The following is an 18046-nucleotide window of genomic DNA, read 5'->3' as shown; positions in this document are numbered from 1 at the left end:
TCCACGCTTTCGTATTTTGCAAGAGTAAATAACATCTTTGCATTTTTTACAATTGAAGACTCGGCGTAGATTGATCCCAAGTGAAATTGGGAGGTTACTCATGAAACGCAGAACTCTTCTTAGTGCCGCAATCGCTGCCGTTGCGGTCACCGCAACAGCTACCGCAAGCTTTGCCGCAGATTGGCCGAAACGTCCGATCAACCTGGTTGTTCCTTACAAAGCTGGAGGAGGCACCGATGCCTATGCCCGCGCTATATCGGCCGCCGCCGAAGGTATTCTGGATGTGCCGGTGGTTGTCGTTAACAAGCCCGGTTCCGGTGGCCTGAACGGCGCCAATTCCGTCGTTGGCGCCCGTCCCGATGGCTATACGATGATGATGACCTCTGGCGGGTCGTTTCTCTTGTCGACCATGACCCGTGACACGGACATCGACGCTCTGGACAGCTTTGATTTTGTCGCTCAGGTCGGTCAGTTGCAGACCTCGCTGATGGTGCCGGCCAACAGCCCGTTCCAGTCCGTTCAGGACGTGATCGAAGCGGCCAAGGAAAGCCCCGGCGAGTTGCGTTGGGCCCATTCAGGCCGAGGCGGGTTCCACCATGTCGGCGGAATGGGCTTTTTGGCCAGCAACGGAATCGAGGCGCAAGACGTGCCATTCAAAGGGGGTGGACCGACCCGTGCCGCACTGATTGGTGAGCAGGCAGACTTCGGGTTTCTCGGCGTTCAGCAGCTTGCAGGTTTCGAAGAGCAATTGCGTGCGCTGGCCGTCAACAGCCAGGACCGTGATGGCATCATGAAAGACGTCCCTTCGTTTGGTGAGTTGAACATTCCATTCGCAGCTGTCTCCTCACCAGTGATCGTATTCGCACCCAAAGGCACACCAGAAGAAGTGGTTGCGGCGATGGAAACCGCGTTGGAGCAGATCGCCGCCAAGCCCGAATTTGCCGAGCTTCTCGCCTCGCGCGGAACCGGTCCGGTTTATCAGAATGGTGCGGATGCCAAAGCAACGCTGTCCGCCATGAAGGAGGACGCCGCTCCCTTGGTCCAAAGTCTGACCAACTAAAGTCCTCGGGGTCGGGTGGGTCATGTCCATCCGGCCCCATCTTCTATCAGCCGGATTCCGGGAGGAAAGTTATGCGAGCCTATGCAGAAGGATTGGTTCTTGGCCTTGTTTCGATATTTGCCATTTGGGGGGCCTGGCAAGTGCCCGCCGCATCTCCGGGAGATACCTGGGCAGGTATTGTACCATTTTCTGCATCGGTTGCCTTGCTGTTCCTGTCAGGCTTGATGCTTTTGGGCGCGGCGCGCCAAACGGCGGGAAACACGAGCCATGATCAAGATGACGGTGCGACCCTTCAGATCATCGGTCTGTTCATCATCGCCCTGATCTATCAGCAGTCCTTCCGTTGGTTTGGCTACTTGCTGCCCACGGCCGTGGTTGCACCGATTATCCTTTACTTCTTCGGCGTACGCAGCTGGATCGGGCTGGGCTTGTCTGTTGTTCTGTGCCCTCTGGTCTTCCACCTCATCTTTTTCGTCCTGCTTGGCGTCTTCCCTCCCTATGGCGAGGTTTTCGACCTGCTCAGCTGGATTCAGGGGTAAAACATCATGGAAATCTTTCCTGCACTTCTTTCGGTTATTACCGATCCCACGCTGCTCTTTGCCATCTTCCTCGCCGCAGTTGTGGGAATGATCGTCGGTGCCACACCCGGCCTGACTGCTTCGGCGGCGATTGCGATGCTGCTGCCCATCACCTTTTACATGTCGCCTTTATTTGCTCTCGCATTTCTGTACGTGATCGGAAAATCCGGGCGGTACGGCGGCTCGATCGCAGCCATTCTGTTCAATACGCCCGGTACGGCGGCCAGCGCCGCAACGCAGATCGACGGTTACCCGCTTGCCCGTGCCGGTAAGGCTGGCAAGGCTATGAAGGTCGCCACGATCTCGTCGATCATCGGTGACCTGATGGGGGATATCCTGCTGGTCATCGGCGTCGGCTTCATCGCGGCCATCGCCCTGAAATTGGGTCCGCCTGAGACCTTTGCAATCTACTTTGCCGCCTTCGTCGTCATCGGCTCTGTCATCGGGAACTCCATCGTCAAGGGTCTGGCATCGGCTCTGATGGGTATCCTGATCGCCATGGTGGGGCTTGATCCTATCTCGAGCGAAGAGCGCTATACGTTTGGGTCGTTCGAGCTGTCCAACGGCATTGGCCTTGTGCCGCTGATGATCGGTGTGTTCGTTCTGGGCGAAGTCTTTGCCCAGCTGGAAACACGCCGCAAAGCTACGGGCGAGACCGAAGAGAATGAAAGCACCGAAGACGGCAACACACTGACCTGGGAAGAATATCGGCCCTGCCTGCCGCATGCTTTTCGTGGCGGCTTCATCGGTGCTGGCATCGGTGTATTGCCCGGCCTGGGCTCGGCCATCGCGGCATTCATTTCTTACGGTGAAGGCAAGCGGCGCGCAAAAAATCCCGAGATGTGGGGCAGGGGTGCACTGGAAGGTGTCGCCGCGCCCGAGGCCGCCAACAACGCGGTTTCCGGCCCTTCGATGGCGCCGCTGCTGACGCTGGGTATTCCGGGCTCGACCATCGGGGCGATCCTGCTGGGTGTTTTCCTGATTCATGGCATTCAAGTCGGCCCGACCCTGTTTTTGACCGACAAGGAACTGATTTACAAACTGTTCGCCTGCGGCATGCTGGGAATACTGGCCTATGGTCTGATCGGCTATTTCGGCGCAACGCAGGTTGCACGTCTGATCCTCAAGATTCCGACCAACGTTTTATATCCGCTGATCTTCCTGACAGCGTTTGTCGCGGCGTATTCGGCGCGCGGGTCCATGTTCGACGTGACGGTCATGACAATTGCGGGATTTGTCGGCTGGTTGATGCGAAAATACGACTTCAACGTCGCGGCTTTCGTGATCTCGTTCGTGCTGGCCAAGGGGGCCGAGGAGACCTTCCGCCAGTCGCTGCTGATGTCCGAGGGCGGCGCAACGATCTTTATCGAGCGCCCGATTGCGTTGGCCTTCCTGATTGTCGGGCTCGCCGCCATGGCGTTCCGAATCCGTGGGATCCTCAAGGAACGGCGGATCGCACAAGGAGGACTGGAAGATGCTTGAATATGGTATCTATCGGGACTGTTTTTCCAGTGCCGACATGCGCGCCATCTGGTCGGAACATGCCACAATGTCTGCCTGGCTCAAGATCGAACAGGTTCTTGCCGCGCGTCAGGCCTCAGCCGGGTTGATCCCGAATGAAGCTGCTGCGGCTATCGAAGCGATTTCAATCTGTGAGCTGAACCAGGCCGAGTTGCAGGCAGAGATGATGCTTGTCGGCCGCCCAATCGTAGGGCTGGTCCAGCAGTTGCGCAAATTGCTGCCGGACTATGCGGCCCATGTACATTTTCGAGCGACGACGCAGGACATTATGGACACCGCGATGGTCCTGCAGATGAAACTTGGGCTTGAGCAAGTCCAAAGATGTCTTTCCACCGTTGTGGCGTTGATCGACGATCACATCTCAGCCTGTCAGGGCACGATGATCATGGGGCGCACCAATGGTCAACACGCCGTTCCAATCGATTTGGCGACGAAGTTCAAGGTCTGGCGATCGGAACTGGAACGCCGATCTCAGGCGTTGGATGCAGCGGCGGAACGTGGCTTGAATGTTCAGATCGGTGGTCCCGTGGGTGATCTGCGCGGGTACGAAAACGGCACTGGCCAGCAAGTCAAAAAAGGAGTTGCGGGCTCACTTGGGTTGAACGTGGTCGAGCCACATTGGCAGAACGCGCGAGACGGGGTGGCTGACATCGTCATGGCTATGGGGGCTCTGTGCGGGACGCTTTGCAAAACCGCTCATAACGTCAATCAGCTTTCATCGTCCGACATTGGTGAGTTTGCCGAGGTGCATGAGCCGGGCAAAGGTGCATCCTCTGCGATGGCGCACAAAAAAAACCAACGGGCTTCGGAATTCGGCGAAGCGGTTGCCCGTCTGGGACGCCAGCGTGCTGAACAGATTGGGGAACTGACCCTGCAAGAACACGAGCGGTCCGGCGGCGTCTGGATTGCAGAGTGGGTCGTCGTGCCTGAGACGTTTCTTTTAACTTCGGGCGCATTGCAGTGGTCCGAACGGATGCTGAAGTCACTGGTTGCCGATCCCGTTGCGATGCAGAGGTTGGTGGCAGGCAAACCTCGTTTGAAAACCTCCAATGCATAGTTTCGGCAACACTTGGTAAGACTTTGCAATTGGTTGGGCGGTTTCGTCTTAGTGGCTGGTTCAAAAAGTAGATTGTCACCATTGACAAAGTAGAGTTGATCATTATTTGTCAGTGGTGACAATTTATGGGGCCGAAATGCCAAGACCTTCGCTGAAAGATCAAAGATCACATGAGATTCTAGACGCTTACCTCACATGTGTAGCGCGGTTCGGGCTCGATGGTGCGACACAGGAACGGATTGCAGTGGAAGCTGGCGTCAAGCGTCCTCTTTTGCGTCACTACCTTGGAAACAAGGATGAAATGATAACCGCACTGGCCGACCACACCATTGCCGGTTTTGCCGCTTCGTTGGAAGGGCTACGTCAGGCACTGCCAAAAAACGCGACGCCTTCAGATCTTGTGGACGCTTTGTTTTCCGAAGGGGCTGGAACCGATCCGCGATTGATGCTGGCCTATCAGGCGTTGGTGACGGTGGTTCCGGACCGGCCGGATCTTCGGCAAGGTCTCATGGACAGCCTCACGGATTTCTTTGATTTGGTCGAGGCGATCCTTGCGCGGGCGGCTCCTACGGTGCCCGACACAAGCATTCGCGCAGTTACTCAGGGAATATCGGCGATTTTCGTGAGTTTGGACGCTTTGACCCCGCTGAATCCGCCAGAAGAATGGCGCTCTGAGTTAAGACAGGCCGCAACGCTTCTGGCTTCGGTTCTGGAGGCGCAGCAATGAGTCTTGCGAGAACCACGAACTACATTGCCTTGCCCATCCTGTTGGTGGCCGCGGTGCTTGGTCTCTACTGGGTATGGGGGTTGCTTTTCCTTTGGTGGGTCGTCCCGTCACTGTTGAACGGACAGGCTTTTTTGATGTTTGAGATCAATCGGGACGACGACCCGTTTCTCTACTGGGCCATTGTCTGCCTCTGGGCTTTGTCGGGGATGATGATGATCGCCGCAAGCCTGTTTCCCCAATACGCCTATCTGCTTACCTGAGGAACTGAGATGACCAAAATGTATCACCACCTGCCGGTCGAGGCCTACACCTCGCAGGATTGGTTCGAGAGGGAACAGACCCAGATTTTCTCACGCACCTGGCGGTTTGCCGGTCTGGTTGAAGATATTGAGGGGCCGGGGCACTACCTGTCGGTTCAGGCGGGTCTGAACAACCTGTTCATCGTAATGGGACGCGACCACCGCCTGCGCGCCTTTCACAATATCTGCCGCCACCGGGGCACCCAGCTGATCCGGGCGGTTGGCAAAACGCAAAAGGCGCTGACATGTCCGTATCACGACTGGACTTATGATCTGGAAGGTAACTTGATTTCGGTTCCCGATGAGCCATCCGAGTTTCCAAACGGCATCGATAAATCCTGCCTTGGCCTCAAACCGGCCAGCGTTGATGTCTGGCGCGGCATGCTGTTCGTACACCCCGACCCGGATGCGCCGACTTTGGCGGAATGGTTCGGGGAAGTTGACTCGCATCTCGGTCCTCACAAGCCGGAAGAACTGGTCGAATTTGCCGAAGGGCGAAATACCTACGAGATCAAGGCCAACTGGAAGATCGTCGTTGAGAATTACATCGACGTCTACCACCTGAGCCATCTGCATTCGAATACGTTGCACATGTATGACCATGCCAAGGCCGAATACGGGTGGAAGGGGCCGCACTATCATTTCTGGGAGCCCCCATCAGCCGCTTACGCGAAAGGACACGAAGCCAAGCTGCCGATGCCGCGCACGATCCCCGAACCTCATGTTGGTGCTTGGGTTCCGATGCTTTTTCCGGGCATTGGCATCGGTGCAAGTGAGGAAAGCTGGAACCTGTTCATCATAACACCGCTGGCTCCCGATCTGACACGTGTCGAGAACCGCACAAAGCTGGCCAACGCATCGGACTGGGCTTTTCAGAAGCAACAGTGGAAAAGCTGGGGATTCTGGAAGGATTTTGGCGGCGCGAAATACCAAGCGGACGATGCCACCGGCGCAGACGACCCTATGGCTTCCGGTGACTTCACGGCTGAGGATATTTATGCCTGCGAACAGCAGCAGAAGTCTCTGAAAAGCCCTTACATGGAGGTCGGTCCTGCCGGGATTGGCGAGAGCCCGGTTACTCAGCACCAGAAAGCGGTGCTGAGTTTCATGCAAGAAAACCAGAGCCGCGGAGAGTTATCATGAAGCCTGCTCAAGCAACTCTGATTGGCATTTTACTCGCGTCCTCTCTGGTTCTGACGGCCCAAGCAGACGCGCCCAAAGATATTGCCGAGCGTATCCTGCAGGCACAGGACGAACAAAGCCTGCTGGCTACATGGGACAACTGGCACCCCGAGGCCACGCATCAAATCGTCCTCAAATACGGAATGGGGCAACCGGATGACGTCTTTTCATACCGGGTCACAGAGGACAGCGGTCTGGATGACTCCGAAATCGCAAAGGCGCTGCACGGGTACACGGAAACCGCACGATCCGCGCCCGAGATTTCTTCGCGACTTGAAGATGGCGTATCCCACATCACCGCAGTGACCCATGTCGACTATGACTGGCAAGGCTATACGGGCAGAATGCGTCAGACGGACGAATTCGCCTTTGCATCTTACCTTGGCGGGGCCGTGCTCCGGTCTTTGACCACGACCTACGACTACCGGTGATTGGAGCCCTCCATGCAACGTGACTTTTATACACTGACGGTTTCGGAAATCCGCAAGGAGATCGGCGGCGCGGCAACCACTGTCATCTTCGACATTCCATCTTCTCTGACAGGCTTGTTCCAATGGACCGCAGGGCAACATCTGACGGTCAGGTTTCTGATCAAAGAAGAGGAGCACAGGCGCAGCTATACTATCTCAAACCCGCCGGGGGCCGCGTTGCGTATCACTGTCAAACGCGTCAAAGGGGGAATTGTCTCGAACCATGTCGGCGACACCCTGAGGGCAGGGGATACGGTCGAGGTGATGCCTCCCTTCGGACATTTCATGCTGTCTCCCAGCACCCTGAAACGGCATACCCATTACTTCTTTGGCGCCGGCAGTGGCGTTACTCCGCTCTACGCGATGATTAAGGCTGTTCTGGCAGATGAGCCGCATTCCGCGGCGCATCTGGTCCTTGGTAACTCAGACACGAACAGCATCATTTTCCGGGAGGAACTTGAGCAACTGCAAGCGCGATACCCACAGCGGTTCACCCTCCGCCACGTCCTGTCCCGACCTTCCATGTTCAGTTGGTTTACCCCCTGGCGCACGGGGCGGTTGGAGGCAAACGCCATTGAGGCCGCTATTTCCGAAACACCCCCGGTTGCACAAGACGCCCAATACTGGATCTGCGGTCCCGGTAGCATGAACACCGACATTCGGAAGGCGTTACAAAATCTGGACGTTCCCGATGGTCGCATTCACATGGAGAGCTTCGGCGGAGATACCGAAAGTGACCTAAGCGTATCGGGGATTGCGGCAACGGCCCGAATAAAGCTGAACGGCGCATGGAAAGACGTTCCGGTTGCTGCCGGTCAAACCATACTCGAAGCCGCCCGGTCAGGCGGACTAAACCCGCCATTCAGTTGCCAGTCTGGCGTCTGTGGCGCCTGCATGGCCCGCCTGACCGATGGAACTGTCCATATGCGGAACCGCATTGCGCTTGAAGACGATGATATTTCCCAGGGGCTTATTCTGTGCTGCCAAAGTGTTGCCACGCAACAGAACATCGAATTGATGTTTGAGGACCAAGTTTAGACATACGGACATGATAGCCTGTCGCGTGCTGAACATATGTGGTGTTTAGACCGGCTTTAAGCATTGGGAAACGTTGGGGTCTCGGTCATTCTGAGCTTCATTCGAAAACGCTATGATGCTCTGAATCTTAATGGCCGGGAGACAGGAATTCGAACTCTGGGCGGGCACCCACACCGGTTTTCGAGACCGTTTCCGAGGGCATACCCAGAAGGGTCAAATCAATAGAATAAGAGCTTTGTGACGGCAGATTTGGCAATCTCGGCATATAAAGCGGGGAGGGGGGGGGCATAGCGAAATGCTTTGAGCGCGCTTTTTGAGTTTTTGTTCAGAAAGGAGGTATCGCTCCCAAAAGTGCGGAGAGCAGTCATTCGCGGCTGTTGCTAACGGCTAACTGTTTCGAAGCTAAAGCAGAAAATCATGCTGTTACAAAATCGTGGAGAACTTCTAAGAATTCGCCGCTGACTGGAGAACGCGAACTCTGGGACGCACCGAATACTGTCGCATCTATTGAAGCATCGCAGATGGCAGTTGGTGTTCAAGTGTATTAGGCGGCAGAGTTCGACGTCTACCGCACTAAACTGACCAATGATCTCAGTCCACCGCAAGTTCTGTGATTTCACGGCGGAAGGGCAGATCATCACCTATATCCTTGCCATCAAGTTCACGCGCGTAGCGGTGGCCGGCATAGGTCGCCCAAGCGATCGGACCCGGAGCGTTGGCGTCACCAATCAGTTTGACTGACTTGATACCTGCATCCCCCCATTCAGCTTGTCGTGCCTTCAGGTCATTGAATACGCCGTTGTTTTCCAACCGCGACGCAACCACCACAACGGCATCCGCCTCGATCTTCCAAGTGCGGTCGGTGTAAACGCAATTCGAAACCATATGATCCGGGTGGATTTCTGTGACACCCTGATTGAGGACAATCTCGACCCCAGCGTCGACCAGCCGCGGATGGATGGCGATCTGTTCCAGTGTGTTGTTGGTCCAGTCACTGACGTAAGCCGATGGGGTGACCAGGGTCACTTGCGCGCCGTTCTTGGCCAACAGTTCGGCCAGAACTCCACCCATGTAATAGTGGTCATCGTCATACACCACCACGCGGCCCGACGGGATTGTGCCATCCATCAGATCGTCCGGTGTATAGACCGTGGCCCCTTCGGCAATCGGCATCGGCACAACGTGCTGACGCGAGACCCCATCATTGCGCCAAGTGGACCCCGTGGCGATGCATACGTTTTCAAAGCCGAACTCCAGAATACTCTCGGCATCCAACTCGCTTTCACGATAGATTTCCACGTTCGGACGCTGGCTGAGTTGGTAGTCGCGATAATCCACGACACGGCCCCAGGCCGACAGGCCCGGCAAAAGGCGTTCGCGGGCAACGCGACCGCCGATCATATCACGCGCTTCAGCCACGGCGACGTCATAGCCACGACGGCTCAGCGCCCAGGCGGCCTCAAGCCCGGCCGGTCCCGAGCCCACGATCAGCACGTTCGAACTGTCACCCTTTTCGTTCATCTTCTCGGGGTGCCAGCCTTTGCGCCATTCCTCCATGAAGGTCGGGTTCTGGGTGCACCGGCTGATCGACATGGTCATGTCGCCAGTGATGCAGATGTTGCAGCCGATGCATTCGCGGATGTCCTCGATCCGGCCTTCTTCAATTTTTTTCGGCAGGAACGGGTCGGCGATAGACGGCCGCGCACAGCCGATGAAATCCAATGTGCCAGATTTGACCATCTTGGCCATTACATCTGGGGATGTGAAGCGTCCAACACCAACGATGGGCTTGTCGGTCAATTCATGAATACCGCGCACCAGTTTTTCTTGCGCTGCCTCTTCTTTGAACCGAGAGGGTCCGGAACAGTCTTCCCAAGTACCCTGCGCCAGATCCCAGAGGTCAGGCAGATCCTTGTTCATTTCGATGTAATCGCGCACCTCGGCGTTCGAAAAACCGAGATTGCCAATGGTTTCGTCCAATGACACCCGAAGCGTAATCGCCATCGTGTCACCCACGGCATCGCGCATATCAGCGATGACCTCTTGGCTAAACCGCGCTCGGTTTTCCAATGATCCGCCATATTCGTCGCTGCGTTGGTTGGTCGCCCGGCTGAGGAAGTGTTGGAAGATGCCAAACCCATGGGCGCCATACAGGCAGATCAAGTCAAAACCTGCGTCCTTTGAGCGTTTCGCGGCGTTCACGAACCAACGGCGCAGGTCTTTGATGTCCTGCTTGTCCAACGCGCGCGCCTGAACCGGGTCATTAGTAAAGGTGCGGATCGGCATGGCCGTAGGGGCCAGCGGCACCTCTTTGGTGTACAAATTGGGCCCGTTGATGCCGGAATAGGCCAGCTGAATACCCGCAAGCGCACCATGCGTCTTCATCCGCTCGGACATCTTGCGCAGTTGTGGGATGTCCTTGTCTTCCCACAGGCGGAGTTCGATAAATGGTGTGATCTCAGACGTGTGGTGCATCTCGCACTGTTCGGTGAAGATGACGCCCCAGCCTCCTTCGGCCTTGATCCCACGCATTGCGGCCGCCGCCGATGGGTCGCGATATCCGCCGCCATTACAGTGCGGCACCTGATAGAACCGGTTCTTGGCAGTCAAAGGGCCGATTTTCATCGGTTCAAACAGAATTTCATAGCGTGGGTCGCGCATAGCTGGATCTCCCTTGGGCATCTGGCGGTTTCGACCTGTTTTCGGTCAAACTATCCTTCGACAGGGAAAAATCCGAAGTGGATATACCCCTCTAATTTGACTAATATTGGTAATACTCTTTTTTTAAGGGGTATATACCCCCAGGGAGGTATGAACCCGTGACCCGAACCTCGAATGCTGATCTATTGGCAGAAGCAATCCTGCAAATCGGGGTTGCCGGATTCGCGGAACGGCTTCACCAGTGGCTCAATGCCTGTCTGCGCTTCGACAATATGACGATCGTTGCGTTTTTCGACCACCAGCAACCCCAGGTCTTTTTGGCCCACGCTGCAGAACGGCGTGTTTTTGAACGCATGAACAGCCATTACATCACCGGCGCTTATCTGCTTGACCCGTTCTATTCACTGCATGCAAATCGAGCGGCGGAGGGCGTGTATCGTTTGACCGATATCGCGCCAGACCAGTTTCAACGTAACGAATACTATAAGTCCTACTACCATCAGACCACGCTGGCAGACGAAGTTGCGTTCTTCTCCTCACCGTCGGCGGGCGTTTCGATGACGGTTTGCATCGGGCGTGATGCCTCCACACGATCAAGATTCTCTGCGCGCGATCTGAATGAGGCAACACGCATCGCCCCAATCGTGAATGCTCTGGTCAAACAGAACTGGGCCAATCTCAATCCGCGCAATGAGGATACACCAGAAGACGTGGTTGCGCAGTTACGCCAGCGTTTGAGCGCAGAACGCGGAGTTGCCTTAAGCGTAAGGCAGGCGGAAATCGCGATTCTGATTCTTCAGGGGCACTCATCCGTTTCGATTGGTCTAACACTTGGGATCAGCCCGCAAACGGTAAAAGTCATACGCAAGCAGCTTTACAAGAAGTGTCAGATATCCTCGCAGGGAGAACTGTATTATCTGGTCGCGCCTTACTTGTCTGATCGTAGGCAGGCAAAGGAAACGAACCCGTAAATCCACCCACGTTAGCCAAAGCCTAATTAACGGTAAGTGAGACAATAATTTCGCCGGTTTTCAACTTGTGGGACCTTGTCGTCGAAACGCGCAAGGTGTGCTGGAGCGTCACATAATGCTCCGATTCTGGTGGTTGCACGAGCTGTTCAGCTTTGACGGCAATACCAGGCCCAGCCCAGTGCAAAGTAGAGTTTTGACCATTCGGGTCGGATCAAGACACAATAAGGGAACCGACACATGTCCATTGAAATGACGGATACGCTGGTTGTTGGCGGCGGACAGGCAGGTATTGCGCTAAGCGAGCACCTTGGAAACAACAACGTGCCGCACATCATTCTGGAAAAGAACCGGACTGCCGAAGCCTGGCGCACCGGTCGATGGGATGCATTGGTCGCCAATGGCCCGGCATGGCATGACCGATTTCCCAGCCTTTTGTTCAAGGGGGATGACCCGGATGCGTTCGTGTCCAAGGACCGTGTCGCCGAATACCTTGTCGAATACGCAGAAATGGTGAACGCACCTATCCGCGAGGGTGTTGAAGCGCTCAAGGCCGAGCGTTTGCCCGGTGAAGGTGGTTTCCGAGTTGAAACGACTGACGGTGAAATCCATGCCAACCGTATTGTCGCCGCAACCGGCGCATTCCAGCATCCGGTCATTCCGCCAATCGTGCCAGAAACGGCTGGCGTCGAACAAATCCACTCCTTCTATTACAAGAACCCTGACCAACTGGTTGATGGTGCCGTGATGGTTGTGGGAGCTGGATCATCCGGAGCGCAGATCGCAGATGAGCTGAACCGTGCTGAACGCAAGGTCTTTCTGTCAGTTGGTCCGCATGACCGCCCACCGCGCCGTTACCGGGGCCGGGACTTTGTCTGGTGGCTGGGCGTCTTGGGTCTTTGGGATATCGCTGCACTGAAGCCCGGCACCGAACATGTGACAATCTCGGTCAGTGGTGCATATGGCGGGCACACGATGGACTTCCGTCGTCTGGGCAATGAGGGCGTCACCCTTGTGGGGCTGACCAAGAGCTTTGAAAACGGTGTGCTCAGCTTTGCAGATGATTTGCAGCGCAACGTGGCGGCCGGAGACGCCAACTACAACGAAATGCTGGATCTGGCGGACGCCTATGTTGAACGCACGGGTATTGATCTGCCGGAAGAACCTAAGGCGCGCCAAGCTTTTGCTGATCCAGACAGCCTGACTAACCCGCTTGCTTCGGTCGATTTCGCAAAGGAAGGCATCACTACAATTATCTGGGCAACTGGTTTCCGACAGGATTTCAGCTGGATCAAAGCAAACGCTTTTGACGACAAAGGCGCGCCGATGCATCAGCGCGGCGTTTCGGTTGAACCAGACGTATATTTCCTGGGTCTTCCCTGGCAGTCCCGTCGCGGTTCGACCTTTCTTTGGGGTGTTTGGCACGACGCAAAATACATCGCTGATCAGATCGCGATTCAGCGTGCATATGCCGAATACGATGGCGAAGCGGCAATAGTCGCGTCAACTGCTGCAGAATAACTAGGTCAGGACACCGAAATGGCGCATACACGCATTCGTAAATTCAACACCAAAGAGACTTACCCAGAGCAGAACCTCGACAATGACCTTTGTCAGGCCGTTGTTACGCAGGGCGGAAAAACGGTCTATCTGCGCGGCCAGTGCCCGCAGAATTTGGATGATGCCGTCAATATCGACAGCCATGATCCGGTCCAACAGACCCATAAGGTGATGCAGAACATCAAGCAGTTGATCGAAGAAGCCGGCGGCTCGATGGAGCATCTGGTCAAGGTCGTCGTTTACATCACCGACGTCCGCCACCGCGAAGCCGTGTATCGGACCATGGGCGAGTATATCAAAGGGGTTTATCCTTGCTCGACCGGCCTTGTTGTTCAGGCGCTGGCACGTCCCGAGTGGTTGGTCGAGATCGACGGCACCGCTGTCATTCCCGACTGATCTTGCCGATCAATTGAGGATACCGGGCTGCGCAAATACGCTCTCACCCCGCGCAGCCCGGTCTTTGCCGTTAAGGAGGTCCCTATGACTTTTTCACTGGTCGCTCGCTGCGCCGATACCGGAATGTTTGGTCTGGCGATTTCGTCGTCCTCACCCGCAGTCGCCGCACGCTGCTCCTTTGCCCGAGCTGGTGTTGGCGCGGTTGCATCGCAGAACGTGACAGACCCCAGCCTTGGTCCGCTGACATTGGACCTGATGGAACAGGGCATGTCCGCGCCTCAGGCGATCGACGCTATGAAAACCCAAGCCAATTTCATTGAATACCGCCAGGTTCTGGCGGTGGACACCAGCGGGCGCACGGCGATCCATTCCGGTCCCAACAGCCTAGGCATCTGGACGCAGGCAGCGGCCGAAAACGTTGCCTCTGGCGGCAACCTTCTGGACAATGACGGCATCCCACAAGCCATCGTCGACGGGTTCCTGTCATCTTTGGGGCATATCGGAGACCGCCTGATAGCTGCAATGCGCGCCGGTCTGGCCGCCGGTGGCGAAGCAGGCCCGGTGCATTCGGCGGGAATGAAGATCGTCGACAAGGTCAGCTGGCCAGTGGCTGATCTGCGCTGCGACTGGACCGAGGAATGCCCGATCGAGGCCATCGCAACCGCCTGGAATATCTACAAACCGCAACTTGACGCCTACACCCAGCGCGCGCTCGACCCGCGCGAAGCGCCTTCTTACGGCGTCCCGGGCGACGAATGATCAGGGAGACACGCAATGTTGGATTATACCCACGAGGATTGGAAAAGTCGCGCCGCCGGTCTGTCGTTTCGCGGGCAGGCTTTTATCGACGGCAAGTTCACCGGAGCCGCATCGGGCAAGACCTTTGACAGTATCAACCCGGCCACAGGTTCAGTGCTGACGCAGGTCGCAGAATGTGACGAGGAAGATATCAATCGCGCGGTCGCCGCAGGTCGTGCCGCGTTCGAGGATGGTCGCTGGTCACGTATGGCACCCGGCGATCGCAAGGCGGTGATGCTGAAGCTGGCTGACCTGATCCGCGATAACCTGGAAGAGATGGCGCTGCTGGACAGCCTCGACATGGGCAAATTGGTGACAGATGCAGTGACTATCGATGCGCCAGGTTCTGCGCATTTTTTCCAGTGGTACGCCGAAGCCATCGATAAAGTGTATGACGAAGTCGCCCCAACCGGCCCCGGCGATCTGGCGCTGGTCAGCCGTGTGCCTCTGGGCGTCGTTGGTGCGGTGACACCTTGGAACTTCCCGCTGGACATGGCCACTTGGAAAGCCGCGGCTGCGCTGGCTGCAGGAAACTCCGTTGTCCTTAAACCGGCCGAACAGTCTCCGCTGTCAGCGTTGCGTCTGGCGGAACTGGCGGCCGAAGCCGGCATTCCAGACGGCGTCTTTAACGTGGTTCCCGGCTTTGGTGCAACAGCGGGCCGCGCGCTGGGTCTGCATATGGATGTCGATTGCCTAGCTTTCACCGGCTCGACCGCGATCGGCAAAATGTTCATGCAGTATTCGGGTCAATCGAACCTGAAACAGGTCTGGCCGGAAACCGGTGGCAAAAGCCCCAATCTGGTCTTTGCCGATTGCGAGGATATGGACGCCGCCGCTGACATGGCCGCCTTCGGCATATTCTTCAATCAGGGTGAGGTCTGCTCGGCCAACTCACGGCTTTATGTCGAACGATCGATCAAGGATGCGTTTGTCGAAAAGCTGATCGCGCGTGCGCAAGCGACGCAACCGGGCGACCCGCTGAATCCCGCATCGAAAATGGGTGCTATTGTCGACGAAAAGCAAACGCAAGGCATCATGCGCTTTGTTGAAGTCGGCAAGAAAGCAGCCAATCTGGTGACAGGCGGTGAGCGCGTCACTGTAGATGGCAAGGGCTGTTTTGTTCAGCCAACCATCTTTGACGACGTCGCCCATGACAACCCACTGGCGCGCGATGAAATTTTTGGCCCGGTCTTGTCGGTCATTCCTTTCGATACCGAAGAACAAGCCGTCGCCATGGCAAATGACACGATTTATGGTCTCGCTGCATCGGTCTGGACCGACAACCTGTCCCGTGCCTGTCGGATTTCGGACAGGTTGATGGCAGGCACAGTTTCGGTGAACACGGTGGACGCTCTATCGGCGATGACGCCATTTGGCGGTATGAAGCAGTCGGGTTTTGGGCGTGATTTGTCATTGCACTCGCTTGATAAGTATACTGCTTTGAAGACTACGTGGATCAAGTACAAGGCCTGATCCGCGATCAAGCGGAGATATGCCATTGCCTTTCAGATACACGCTGCGGCAGCTTGAGTATTTTGTTGCAGTGGGAAAGGCTGGCAGCATCGCCGCCGCCAGCGACAAACTGAACGTGTCATCGCCGTCAATCTCGGCGGCGATCACCCAGCTCGAGCTGGAATTCGGCGTCACCTTGTTTGTACGCGAACACGCGCGCGGCCTATCGCTGACCAAGGCCGGGCACAAGTTCATGGAGCGTACCGAGTTTGTCTTGCGCGAAGCTGAACTGTTGGCAACTCTTGCTGGGGAAATCACCGGCAAGGTTCAGGGCATTCTGTCCGTTGGCTGTCTTGTGACATTCGCTCAAATCGTTCTGCCGGGGTTGCGGCGCGACTTCGAACATAGCTATCCGGATGTCCGCATCGAACAGCGTGAACTGAATCAGGCCGATATCTTCAGCCAATTGCGCCGGGCCGAGCTGGACATCGCCCTGACTTATGATCTGGACATTCCGGCCGACCTTGAGTTTCAAGCCCTACATGAACTGCCACCTTACGTCGCTTTGGGCGAAGGTCATCCCTTGGCAAACCGTGCCGAGCTGACGATCCCAGATCTGCAGGACAGCCCAATGGTCCTATTGGACCTGCCGTTCAGCGGTGAGTATTTTCTGTCGTTTTTCCGTGAAGCCAATATCAAACCGAATATTGCAGAACGCACAGCGGACATGTCGGTAATGCGGTCTCTTGTCGCCAACGGTTTTGGGTTTTCGATTGCCAATATCCGCCCGCTGAATACGTTATCACCGGACGGGAAGAAGCTGATCTTTGTACCTTTGGCCGGAGAGTTGCGCCCAATGCGTCTTGGCCTTCTCCGCGCGCGCGCCGAGAATGAGACGAACACGTCAAAGGCTTTCATCGAACACTGTACGCAGGCCGTGAAATCAGGAGCGCTTCCAGGTCTTTGTGCGCGGGAGCAAGAGTGATCACCGGGTCTTAGAAGTCTCCTAACCTGTGCTTCGCCATTCCCGGATTTAATTATTCTGCCTGTCGTATAGGCTTGGTGAGAATGTCCCCAAATACAAAGGGGCGGCCAATTCAAGAGACAGGTTCGATCCGATGACCTCTACACTGGATATTCTCGACAAACTTGTTGGCTTCGATACGGTCAGCAAGAACTCGAATCTCGAGCTAGCCACTTATGTCGAAGAGTTTCTGGAGGCGCGCGGTTTTGTTGTTCACCGCATCACCGATCCCGGCGGTGACAAAACCGGGCTCTATGCAGAAAAAGGGCCCGAAGGCGATGGCGTCCTGCTGTCGGCGCATACTGACGTGGTCCCGGTCGAAGGCCAAAGCTGGACGAGGGACCCGTTTCGACTGACCCGGGAAGGCAACCGCGTCTATGGGCGCGGCACTACGGATATGAAGGGATATGTGGCGTCGGTCATGGCGCTTGCCAATCGAACTGCCGAGGCAGATCTGCGCGAACCGCTCAAGATCGCACTGTCTTATGACGAAGAGGTGGGCTGCGTTGGCATTCAGCACATGCTGGACCGGCTTGCCCCGATGCTGGGCCAGCCTCGCGCCTGTTTTGTGGGCGAACCGACCGAAATGCAGGTGGCTGTGGGCCATAAAGGCAAGGCAGCGTTGAGAGCCGTTTGCCACGGCCAAAGCGGGCATTCGGCGCTGGCTCCAAAGTTCGTCAATGCTTTGCATCTGGCAAACGACTTTGTGGCCGAACTGCGCGCGCTGCAAGAAACCTATGCCAATAGTGGCAACAGCGATCCGGCCTATTCGGTGCCTTACACCACTTTCCATGTTGGAATGATGTCGGGCGGCAAGGCGCTGAACATCGTGCCAGATCGCGCTGAACTTACCTTTGAGTATCGCCACCTTGCGTCGGATCTTGGGAAGGACATCCTGTTACAGATACAGGACGCGGCCGGCAGGGTCGGTGCGATGTATCAGGACCAGTGCCCCGAGGCGCGCATCGAGGTCGAACAGTATAACGCCTATCCCGGGCTGGAGGTCGCTGAGACAGAAGGTGTAATCGCCTATGCCCAAAAACTCGCGCAAAGCAACGCCACCACCAAAGTTGCCTTTGGAACCGAGGCCGGGTTTTTTAGCGAACTTGGCGTTCCCACGGTCGTTTGCGGCCCCGGATCAATGGAAGGCCAGGGGCACAAACCGGATGAGTATCTGGAGATTGACCAACTGAACGCCTGCGACGCGATGATGGATCGCATCCTGCAGGACATCAGTCGATAAACAGTAAAATAC

At 56.2% G+C, this 18046-nt stretch carries 17 protein-coding genes; 16 read left to right on the top strand and 1 reads right to left on the bottom strand.

The genetic code is table 11. The annotated features are described in order from the left end of the window. Positions 1–100: 100 nt before the first annotated feature. The 9 genes from AC2FEE_RS08840 (at position 101) to AC2FEE_RS08800 (ending at position 7932) form a co-directional block, all read left to right on the top strand. Positions 101–1060 carry a tripartite tricarboxylate transporter substrate binding protein gene (locus AC2FEE_RS08840; RefSeq protein WP_496864526.1) on the top strand — a complete coding sequence of 320 codons (960 nt, stop codon included), beginning with the start codon at positions 101–103 and terminating at the stop codon, positions 1058–1060. A 71-nt stretch (positions 1061–1131) separates the two neighbouring features. Continuing rightward, on the top strand, positions 1132–1599 hold the full coding sequence (locus AC2FEE_RS08835) for a tripartite tricarboxylate transporter TctB family protein (RefSeq protein ID WP_496864525.1): 468 nt from the start codon (positions 1132–1134) through the stop codon (positions 1597–1599). A gap of 6 nt (positions 1600–1605) precedes the next feature. Further along, the gene (locus AC2FEE_RS08830) at positions 1606–3120 is read left to right on the top strand and encodes a tripartite tricarboxylate transporter permease (protein ID WP_496864524.1); all 1515 of its coding nucleotides are present in this window, start codon (positions 1606–1608) and stop codon (positions 3118–3120) included. Then, the gene (locus AC2FEE_RS08825) at positions 3113–4216 is read left to right on the top strand and encodes a lyase family protein (RefSeq protein ID WP_496864523.1); all 1104 of its coding nucleotides are present in this window, start codon (positions 3113–3115) and stop codon (positions 4214–4216) included. The genes AC2FEE_RS08830 and AC2FEE_RS08825 overlap by 8 nt, the downstream gene beginning before the upstream one ends. Positions 4217–4352: 136 nt before the next feature. Continuing rightward, complete coding sequence (locus AC2FEE_RS08820; RefSeq protein ID WP_496864521.1) at positions 4353–4943, top strand: TetR/AcrR family transcriptional regulator; 591 nt, start codon at positions 4353–4355, stop codon at positions 4941–4943. Continuing rightward, on the top strand, positions 4940–5203 hold the full coding sequence (locus AC2FEE_RS08815) for a hypothetical protein (RefSeq protein WP_496864520.1): 264 nt from the start codon (positions 4940–4942) through the stop codon (positions 5201–5203). Before AC2FEE_RS08820 ends, AC2FEE_RS08815 begins: the two co-directional genes overlap by 4 nt. A 9-nt stretch (positions 5204–5212) precedes the next feature. Continuing rightward, a complete protein-coding gene (locus AC2FEE_RS08810) occupies positions 5213–6385 on the top strand; it encodes an aromatic ring-hydroxylating oxygenase subunit alpha (protein ID WP_496864519.1) in 1173 nt (390 codons plus the stop codon). Beyond that, positions 6382–6855 (top strand): hypothetical protein, encoded by a 474-nt coding sequence (locus AC2FEE_RS08805; protein ID WP_496864518.1) that lies wholly within the window; start codon positions 6382–6384, stop codon positions 6853–6855. The genes AC2FEE_RS08810 and AC2FEE_RS08805 overlap by 4 nt, the downstream gene beginning before the upstream one ends. 12 nt (positions 6856–6867) lie before the next feature. Beyond that, complete coding sequence (locus AC2FEE_RS08800; RefSeq protein WP_496864516.1) at positions 6868–7932, top strand: 2Fe-2S iron-sulfur cluster-binding protein; 1065 nt, start codon at positions 6868–6870, stop codon at positions 7930–7932. Positions 7933–8523: 591 nt separating this feature from the next. On the opposite strand, the gene AC2FEE_RS08795 is transcribed toward AC2FEE_RS08800, so the two are convergent. Further along, on the bottom strand, positions 8524–10593 hold the full coding sequence (locus tag AC2FEE_RS08795; protein WP_496864514.1) for an oxidoreductase: 2070 nt from the start codon (positions 10591–10593) through the stop codon (positions 8524–8526). A gap of 158 nt (positions 10594–10751) precedes the next feature. Here AC2FEE_RS08795 and AC2FEE_RS08790 point away from each other — a divergent pair, with 158 nt between their 5' ends. From AC2FEE_RS08790 to argE, 7 genes are all read left to right on the top strand, one after another. Continuing rightward, complete coding sequence (locus AC2FEE_RS08790; protein WP_496864513.1) at positions 10752–11564, top strand: helix-turn-helix transcriptional regulator; 813 nt, start codon at positions 10752–10754, stop codon at positions 11562–11564. Between the two features lie 237 nt (positions 11565–11801). Further along, positions 11802–13082, top strand: coding sequence for a flavin-containing monooxygenase (locus tag AC2FEE_RS08785; RefSeq protein WP_496864511.1), 1281 nt, complete (start codon positions 11802–11804; stop codon positions 13080–13082). 18 nt (positions 13083–13100) lie between these two features. Further along, on the top strand, positions 13101–13517 hold the full coding sequence (locus AC2FEE_RS08780) for a RidA family protein (RefSeq protein ID WP_496864509.1): 417 nt from the start codon (positions 13101–13103) through the stop codon (positions 13515–13517). A gap of 84 nt (positions 13518–13601) precedes the next feature. Beyond that, entirely contained in the window at positions 13602–14276 is a 675-nt protein-coding gene (locus AC2FEE_RS08775; RefSeq protein ID WP_496864508.1) for a DUF1028 domain-containing protein, read from the top strand. Positions 14277–14291: 15 nt separating this feature from the next. Then, a complete protein-coding gene (locus tag AC2FEE_RS08770; RefSeq protein ID WP_496864507.1) occupies positions 14292–15788 on the top strand; it encodes an aldehyde dehydrogenase in 1497 nt (498 codons plus the stop codon). Between the two features lie 25 nt (positions 15789–15813). Further along, the gene (locus tag AC2FEE_RS08765; RefSeq protein WP_496864506.1) at positions 15814–16752 is read left to right on the top strand and encodes a LysR substrate-binding domain-containing protein; all 939 of its coding nucleotides are present in this window, start codon (positions 15814–15816) and stop codon (positions 16750–16752) included. Positions 16753–16885: 133 nt separating this feature from the next. Then, a complete protein-coding gene (gene argE, locus AC2FEE_RS08760) occupies positions 16886–18034 on the top strand; it encodes an acetylornithine deacetylase (protein WP_496864504.1) in 1149 nt (382 codons plus the stop codon). The last annotated feature ends 12 nt before the right edge of the window (positions 18035–18046 follow it).

The organism is Ruegeria sp. YTSC199 (assembly GCF_059609725.1).
Note: the sequence above shows the minus strand (reverse complement) of the source record. Positions and strands in the feature narration are given on the sequence as shown.

What these genes read in the sequence shown, in the direction of transcription:
- AC2FEE_RS08840 (WP_496864526.1), top strand. Translation starts at nt 101, where the DNA reads ATGAAACGCAGAACTCTTCTTAGTGCCGCAATCGCTGCCGTTGCGGTC.
- AC2FEE_RS08835 (WP_496864525.1), top strand. Translation starts at nt 1,132, where the DNA reads ATGCGAGCCTATGCAGAAGGATTGGTTCTTGGCCTTGTTTCGATATTT.
- AC2FEE_RS08830 (WP_496864524.1), top strand. Translation starts at nt 1,606, where the DNA reads ATGGAAATCTTTCCTGCACTTCTTTCGGTTATTACCGATCCCACGCTG.
- AC2FEE_RS08825 (WP_496864523.1), top strand. Translation starts at nt 3,113, where the DNA reads ATGCTTGAATATGGTATCTATCGGGACTGTTTTTCCAGTGCCGACATG.
- AC2FEE_RS08820 (WP_496864521.1), top strand. Translation starts at nt 4,353, where the DNA reads ATGCCAAGACCTTCGCTGAAAGATCAAAGATCACATGAGATTCTAGAC.
- AC2FEE_RS08815 (WP_496864520.1), top strand. Translation starts at nt 4,940, where the DNA reads ATGAGTCTTGCGAGAACCACGAACTACATTGCCTTGCCCATCCTGTTG.
- AC2FEE_RS08810 (WP_496864519.1), top strand. Translation starts at nt 5,213, where the DNA reads ATGACCAAAATGTATCACCACCTGCCGGTCGAGGCCTACACCTCGCAG.
- AC2FEE_RS08805 (WP_496864518.1), top strand. Translation starts at nt 6,382, where the DNA reads ATGAAGCCTGCTCAAGCAACTCTGATTGGCATTTTACTCGCGTCCTCT.
- AC2FEE_RS08800 (WP_496864516.1), top strand. Translation starts at nt 6,868, where the DNA reads ATGCAACGTGACTTTTATACACTGACGGTTTCGGAAATCCGCAAGGAG.
- AC2FEE_RS08795 (WP_496864514.1), bottom strand. Translation starts at nt 10,593, where the DNA reads ATGCGCGACCCACGCTATGAAATTCTGTTTGAACCGATGAAAATCGGC.
- AC2FEE_RS08785 (WP_496864511.1), top strand. Translation starts at nt 11,802, where the DNA reads ATGTCCATTGAAATGACGGATACGCTGGTTGTTGGCGGCGGACAGGCA.
- AC2FEE_RS08780 (WP_496864509.1), top strand. Translation starts at nt 13,101, where the DNA reads ATGGCGCATACACGCATTCGTAAATTCAACACCAAAGAGACTTACCCA.
- AC2FEE_RS08775 (WP_496864508.1), top strand. Translation starts at nt 13,602, where the DNA reads ATGACTTTTTCACTGGTCGCTCGCTGCGCCGATACCGGAATGTTTGGT.
- AC2FEE_RS08770 (WP_496864507.1), top strand. Translation starts at nt 14,292, where the DNA reads ATGTTGGATTATACCCACGAGGATTGGAAAAGTCGCGCCGCCGGTCTG.
- argE (WP_496864504.1), top strand. Translation starts at nt 16,886, where the DNA reads ATGACCTCTACACTGGATATTCTCGACAAACTTGTTGGCTTCGATACG.